Genomic DNA, 6,640 nt, shown 5'->3' with positions numbered 1-6,640 from the left:
CCGCGTGAGCGCTGGCGGCTCGCTGCGCTCCCCGCCCAACCTGACCGCTGCGCGGTCAGGTTGACGCTCCTTCCGCTGCGCTCCAGGAGCGGGCCGCTACGCGGCTCAGCCTGGCAGGGCCAGGCTGGTTGCGGCCGCCGCTGCGCTCTGGCCGCAACGCCTCGCACTACGTGCGAGGCAACGGGCCACGCTTCGCGCGGCCTTGACGCGGCAGCAAGAGGCCGGGGGTGGGGGCGGTTCAGTCGAAGCAGCGCACCGCCCCTCGGCGGGGTGCAGTGAACGCCCCAGTTCTCGGTGGGTGCTTCAAACCGAAATCTTGGATAGAGACTGGAATGAGGCTCCGCCATCGTTGCAATTCAAAAAACGGAGAGGCCCCTTTTCGGAGCCTCCCTAGAATAGCGGTCTTCGCTATTTCGTGAATGAGTGCAGACGGTCGATCTCTTCGAATCCTGACGACTTGTAAAGAGCTTTGGCGGCGGTCCGGTCCCGGTCGTCACCGGGCGGTGCGTCATCGTCCACGAACAGGATCACCTCGCTGGCGCCCATGCGGTGGAGCACGTCCAGCGCGGTGCCGAGGAGGGCACGGCCGAGTCCCCGGCCGCGTGCGGCGGGCTCAACCCCGATCCACCACAGAACCCCCGTGCCCTGCACGGGCGTTCCGATGGTGGCGTCGGCGAGGGTCTTGCCGTCCTCGGTGACGAGGAGGCGGCGGGTGTCGGGGGTGGCGGGCTCGGTGTCGTAGTGGGTGAGGCGGGGCAGTTCAGCGGCGGGGAGGATGCGGTGCATGTACCGCCACAGGTCGGTTCCCCTGTACCCGGCGGCGGTGAGAGCGGCATGGGTGGCCGGGCGGTGGCGAACGGGGAGGGCTTCCAGGCCCAGGGTGAGGGCGCTGGTGAAGTGGAAGGCGTCCAGGGAGCGCGGGCCCATGTCGGTGGCGGCGTGGTCGAGTAGGGCGCGGGCCACCGTCTCGTTCTCCTGGCAGTGCAGCCAGAGGATGACGCCGTGGGCGTCCTTCGGGCGCAGCGCGTAGGAGACGACGCCGAGGACGGCTCCGGTGTCGTCCGTGGCCACGGACGTGGTGGGGAGGTCGAGTTCGACCCACCAGCCGGCGTCCACGCCTGAGCGGCCTGCCAGAGCCTCGGTGAGCATGGCCGGGGTGGTGAGGGGCTGGCCGGGGAGCCGGTCGGCGTTGATCAGGTCCAGGACTGCCGTCTGGTCGGTCGGGGCGTAGGGGCGCACGCTCACGCCCAGTGTGGGGCTCACGTACACGACCATCGCGCGATGCTCCTCTCTGTGTCCAGGAAGCAGGTAGTGGCCTCAGGAAGGCGCCTGGGCGCCTTCCTGAGGCTGTGTGGGGTGAGGGTCAGGCCGTGAGGGTGGCGCCGTGCTCGACGGCGCCTCGCAGCCACTCCTCGACAGCCTCGACGGCGAGCAGGACGGACGGGGCCCGCTCGCGGGTGAGGTGGCCGGGGTCGATCAGGCCGAGGTCGGCGGCGAGCAGCGGCGTCCGGGGGGTGATGGCTGCCGCCTGCCGGGCCAGGGCCCGGGTGAAGTACTGCTTGCGACGTGGCAGGGCCCGCGACGGCGCGGCGGGACATCAGGCTGATCACCTGCGCCTTGCACCGCCAGTAGGCGGTAGGCAGGTGCGGGCCGTAGCGGACGGTCGGGTGTCGTGCCAGTTCGGGGTGGATTCACAGGTGAGCCGAAGGCTCAAGAGGTCGATCACCGCGATGCCGATCACGGCTTCGGAGTTTTGACGCCACGTGTGCTTCTCCCGCTGGGGCGCCTCATGGGCCGTCACTCTTGGATGTGGCGCAGCGCCCAGCACGCCCAGACGATGACGGCCACTGCCGTCACGATGGCCATCGTGCCGAGGGTGATCCCTGCCCGCGCCCGGATGCGACTGGCTCCCTCGTCGCCGCGCATGCGTCGCAGGGCGATGCCTCCTGAGACGACCGCCCAGATCCCCAGGGGCAGGACGAACAAGAGAGGGGGGAAGCGGAGTTGGTTCGGAACGGACGCCGGAAGCAGGGGGCAGCCGATCAGCGCGACAGCAATGGTGCCCAGCATGAGTGACCCCGCGCCCGTCGACTGCGGGATCGCCTCTTCTTCGAACGGATCGATCTGCTGTGCGGAACTCATGGTCCGAAGGCTAGGCGGCGGACGATGTGTTCCGCCTGGGTGCAGCTACCTAGATGAGCGTAAGTAGTCCCTTCAGCGACACCAGCACCACCGATCCACAGCTCGCACAGGAACTCGCCCAGCACTCGGCTGACTACGAGAACACCAATCTCATGGCCGGAGCGCGCATCACCGACGCCACGGTTTTCAATCCTGGCTCGGCCGGCGGAAAGATGCAGTGTGGCAAGAACAACGTCGAACTGCTCTGCGAGTGGACCGACTCCGGAACCGTCGGCGGACTCCTAAGCAACGTGACCAGGGCCTGTTCCAAGTTCAGTTCGCAGGGCTGGTCAGCGGTCCAGCCAGTGCTGGGCAGGTGCCCCGACTGCCGCCCGGGATCTGCCGAGGTAATGGATGGGCCAGTCAACTGCCGTGGCATTCGTCCTATGTGGGGCGTAGGGCTCATCCGTCTCCCGCCCGATCTAGGACCGCTTGTGGCCTAGATCAGGCCTACCTTCGTTCGACCTTGTTGGAAGGCACTGTCCGTACAGCACCTGACTGGAGGATGAACGAATTGACGACGTATGTACTGGTTCCCGGGGCCTGGCTGGGCGCGTGGGCCTGGCAGCACACAGCCCACGCATTGGCGAAGCTCGGTCACCGGGCACTGCCGCTCAGCCTGACCGGGCTGGGCGAACGAGCGCAGCTCGGCGGACCCGACACCGACTTGGACACTCACATCGCAGACATCACCGCTTTTGTCGAGGCGCAGAACCTGTCCGACGTGACGCTCGTGGCGCACAGCTACGCGGCAGCGCCGGTGAGCGGCGCCGCCGGTCGGCTCGGCCGACGGCTTCGTCGGCTGGTCTACGTCGACAGCGCGCCGTTCAGCGAGGGCATGAGCATGCTCGGACTGATGCCGCCGGAGCGAGTGGCGAGGATCCGACGCCAGGTCGCCGAGGACGGGGAGGGCTGGCGGCTGCCGCTGCCTCCGTTTGAGGAACTGGGATCCGAGCGCACCCTCGACGGGCTCGGACCCGAACAACGCCGGCTGCTGCGGACCCAAGGCATGCCGCAGCCCTTCCGTACCTTTGAGCAGCCATTGGCCAGCGCCGCCAAGCCCGGCCCCGAGGTGGACCGCGTGGTCATCGCCTGCCATGACTTCACCGCGATGCTGGACGCCGACGAGCCTCTGCTTGCCGGTCTGAACATGTTGCCGTGGCGCCGGTTCGATCTGGCTACCGGGCACTGGCCGATGCTGTCGGTCCCGGGCGAACTGGCCTCGATCCTCCACGAGGTCGCGTGCGACCACGCCGACTGACGCCGTCTCGACAACACGTCGAGGGCGACCAGTAGAAGTGCCGTGTGCGGGGTGATCTGAGCGAAGCCGAGTGGGAGTTGGTCGAGCCCCATCTGCCGTTGGGCGAGCGCGGGCCGATCCCCAACCTGCGCCGACACTTCAATGCGGTGATGTGGCGGTTCAGGACGGGGAGTCCGTGGCGGGACATACCCGAGCGGTACGGACCCTGGTCGACCGTCTACGGACGGTTCCAGATCTGGGTCGCCGCCGGGACCTTCCAGACACTGATGGACACGATGATCGCCGAAGCGGCGAGTCGAGGGCAGGTCGACCTGAGCCTGGTCAGCGTGGACTCGACGGTGTCCCGCGCGCACCACCACGCTGCCGGGATGGCCGTCGACCCAGAGCTTCTGGCGGAACTGGAGAAGGCCGCCGCAGAGGAAAAGGGGGCTTCACGAAAGAGAGGAAACGCCCTGCCGGCCGCGGCGGCAGCCGACGCCGCCGACCCTGAGCGGGAGGAACGCCGCCGCATACGGCGGCGCCGCAAGGCCCGGCTCCGTGCAGCCAAGCTCGGGCGGTCGCGTGGCGGACTGACCACCAAGACCCACCTGACCGCCGAGCGGCGCTGCCGACCGCTGTCCTTCAAAGTCACCGAAGGGCAAGCCGCCGACAGCCCCCACTTCGTCCCCGTCCTGAAGGGGATCAAGGTGCGCCAGAGTGCGGGCCGGCCGCGAACCCGTCCCGACCCGGTGGCGGGCGACAAAGCGTACTCATCCCGCGCCAACCGCACCCACCTGCGCAGTCGCGGGATCAAGGCCGTCATCCCGGAGAAAGCCGACCAAGCCGCCCACCGAAAGAAGAAGGGCAACAAGGGCGGCCGTCCCATCTCCCATGACACGGCTCTGTACCGCGACCGCAACACCGTGGAACGCGCCATCAACAAGATCAAGGAGTGGCGGGGCCTCGCCCCCCGCTACGACAACTCTCCGGACAGCTACCTCGCTGGCCTTCACTTACGTGGCGCGATCATCTGGCTCCGCAGCCTCCAGCCCACCTGGTGATCTGTACTTGGAACAGGCCCTAGGAAGGTCGCCGTGCTGTAGCGCCAGGCTCGCTCCGTCAACGGGATGTCGTCGTCCAAGGTGACCTGGCCATGGTGCAGCTGCCACTGCTGGGCGTCCGCGACCAGTGCCAGCCGGACGTTCACGGCGGCACGCTCGCTGAGCATCGCCACCAGTCCGGCCGTGTCCGTCTGCCCGCCGGTCGCCATGCCCGGCGCCCCTCTCCCAGTAGCGCGTGGAGCCGAACCAGGCGCATCGTCACGGCCCGTGCTCCCGAGCAGGCTACGCCGCACGCCACAGCGTCGGCACATACCGACAATCAACGAAGATGACCTACATGCGCTGCAGATGACAAGAACTGATCAGCCAACCCGAAACCCGATAAACCCGCAGCTCATGGCGCCGACCACACAGAGGAACACGCCCTCTCCCCCGACCATGTGGTGGCGGATCAGGTCGGTGACGGCTCCGGCGACGTCGCAGGCTGTGACGATGTCACACGGTCTCGCGATACAGCCGGAGGAGGTGGTGCATCCGACGGTGAAGCGGGTCCGAATGTAGGGCGCGTAGGGGATGAGCACGCCGACTCCCCGGCCCCGGGCCGAGGCCGGCAGGGTGCCGAGGCTGTTGCCACCGGTGGCGGCGGACCGCACAGCCGCGCTCACCGGGCCCCGCACCTCGACTGCCGGGTCGCGCTTGCGGCCCGGTACCTTCTTGCCGCAGCAGGCCCCGTCGACTCCGCGGGCACCCCGACCGCCGCGTGCGCGCTCCGGGCGTCGAGCGGGACCCCGGACGGACCCGTTCTGAAGCGCATCCCCGTGCCACACCCGGCCGGCGGACGTCCTCGCACCCGACCTGGCCGTCTGAGCGCCGACAAGACACCCATGCAGCTATGGGCGCCCGCGTTCGGCCATTGCCTCCGTCGGCGCGTGCCGGCTGACGTCCCCGGCTGCCCTTCCCCGCCGCGCTGCCCCGCTTGCCTGCGAGCCGGAGCCGCCCGTACCGTCCTTACCTGCTCAGCCTGCCGACGAGATGAGGACGTCTGAGGGCCGGGCCCCTGAAGCTGCGGCGCTCTCCGCAGGCCAGGCGGCTGTGGCGAACCACCGGCCGTGTCGTGGCCGCCCCGCAGACGGGATCGGTACGCGGCCGAACGGCGCTCGTCCCTGGCGTGTCCTTGAGTGCCGTTGACGAGCGGCGGACCAACCGGCATGCGAAGAGAGATCCTCGGACGGTGGTCTCGGCGGTGTCAGCTTCGGCGAGGACGCGGTGAACGGCGGGGCGGTCAGTGGGAGTCCGGTGCGGGGACATGGACGCCGGCGGCGCGCAGCCTGGTCTCGACGAGCGCGGCCAGCCGGGCCGAGGCCGGCGCCTGCTCTGCGGCGTGTTGAGTGATCAGCTTGTAGCGGGTCGCGGCCTGGGTGCGGGCTTGCAGGCCGGTCACGATCTTCAGCCGTGCGGGGTTGGCGAGGTAGTGATCGGCCATGGCGGTGGCGAGTTCGGCGATGCGGGGATCGTCCGGTTCCCAGGACGCGGCTTCGGCGGCGCGCTTGCTCAAGGCGACGAACCGTTGGTCCTCGAGGGCGTGCTCGACGTGCGTGAGGTAGTCGTCGAAGCCCTCGGGGACCAGGGCCCTGGCCAGCACCCACCCCTCCCGGGCAGCGGCCACCTCGTCGGTGGTGAAGCCGAGGCCGGGCATCCGCTCCAGCAGCGCCACCGCGCGGTCGGGCAGCAACGCCCGGTTGCCGTCGGCGAGCCGGTGCAGCGTGTCACGCCGTGCCATCAACTCCTCGATCTGCTCGGTGAGTTGCCGCTCGACGTCGGCGAGCGCGGCGGTGAACGACACGGTGTCGGCGCCGAGCAGAGGCCCGATCGCGGCCAGCGGGACGCCCGCCCCGGTAAGGGTCCGGACCTGCACCAGTCGCAGCAACTGGGCCGATCCGTACCTGCGGTAACCAGAGCTGTCGCGTTCGGGCTCCTCGACAAGGCCCAGCTTGTGGTAGTGCCGTACCGTCTTGACCGTGACGCCGGCGAACGCCGCTGCCTGCCCGACCGTGACTCCGTTCCTCATCTGCTCAGCCTGCCTCATGCCCGGGCCCGGCCGCGAATGCGTACACCGCGGCGCAGTACGTGGGTGCGCCGCGCCGAACTCGGTGAGGCG

Annotated in this window: 6 protein-coding genes; 2 read left to right on the top strand and 4 right to left on the bottom strand. The window is 69.3% G+C overall.

Annotation, left to right across the window (positions count from 1 at the left end; translation table 11 throughout):
• Nucleotides 1-408 precede the first annotated feature (408 nt).
• On the bottom strand, nucleotides 409-1,275 hold the full coding sequence (locus tag ACWDEN_RS43245; protein ID WP_450863461.1) for a GNAT family N-acetyltransferase: 867 nt from the start codon (nucleotides 1,273-1,275) through the stop codon (nucleotides 409-411).
• 522 nt (nucleotides 1,276-1,797) lie between these two features.
• The gene (locus ACWDEN_RS43240; protein ID WP_450863460.1) at nucleotides 1,798-2,142 is read right to left on the bottom strand and encodes a hypothetical protein; all 345 of its coding nucleotides are present in this window, start codon (nucleotides 2,140-2,142) and stop codon (nucleotides 1,798-1,800) included.
• Nucleotides 2,143-2,686: 544 nt separating this feature from the next.
• Between ACWDEN_RS43240 and ACWDEN_RS43235 the strand changes: the two genes are divergently transcribed.
• Nucleotides 2,687-3,442 carry an alpha/beta hydrolase gene (locus tag ACWDEN_RS43235; RefSeq protein WP_450863458.1) on the top strand — a complete coding sequence of 252 codons (756 nt, stop codon included), beginning with the start codon at nucleotides 2,687-2,689 and terminating at the stop codon, nucleotides 3,440-3,442.
• Between the two features lie 44 nt (nucleotides 3,443-3,486).
• Nucleotides 3,487-4,482 (top strand): IS5 family transposase, encoded by a 996-nt coding sequence (locus tag ACWDEN_RS43230; RefSeq protein ID WP_450863456.1) that lies wholly within the window; start codon nucleotides 3,487-3,489, stop codon nucleotides 4,480-4,482.
• Nucleotides 4,483-4,844: 362 nt separating this feature from the next.
• On the opposite strand, the gene ACWDEN_RS43225 is transcribed toward ACWDEN_RS43230, so the two are convergent.
• Nucleotides 4,845-5,147, bottom strand: coding sequence for a hypothetical protein (locus ACWDEN_RS43225; RefSeq protein WP_450863455.1), 303 nt, complete (start codon nucleotides 5,145-5,147; stop codon nucleotides 4,845-4,847).
• Between the two features lie 617 nt (nucleotides 5,148-5,764).
• Entirely contained in the window at nucleotides 5,765-6,550 is a 786-nt protein-coding gene (locus ACWDEN_RS43220; protein WP_450863453.1) for a MerR family transcriptional regulator, read from the bottom strand.
• Nucleotides 6,551-6,640: the final 90 nt, after the last annotated feature.

The organism is Streptomyces sp. NPDC001153 (genome assembly GCF_053598315.1).
This window is presented reverse-complemented; position numbering and strand designations above follow the sequence as displayed.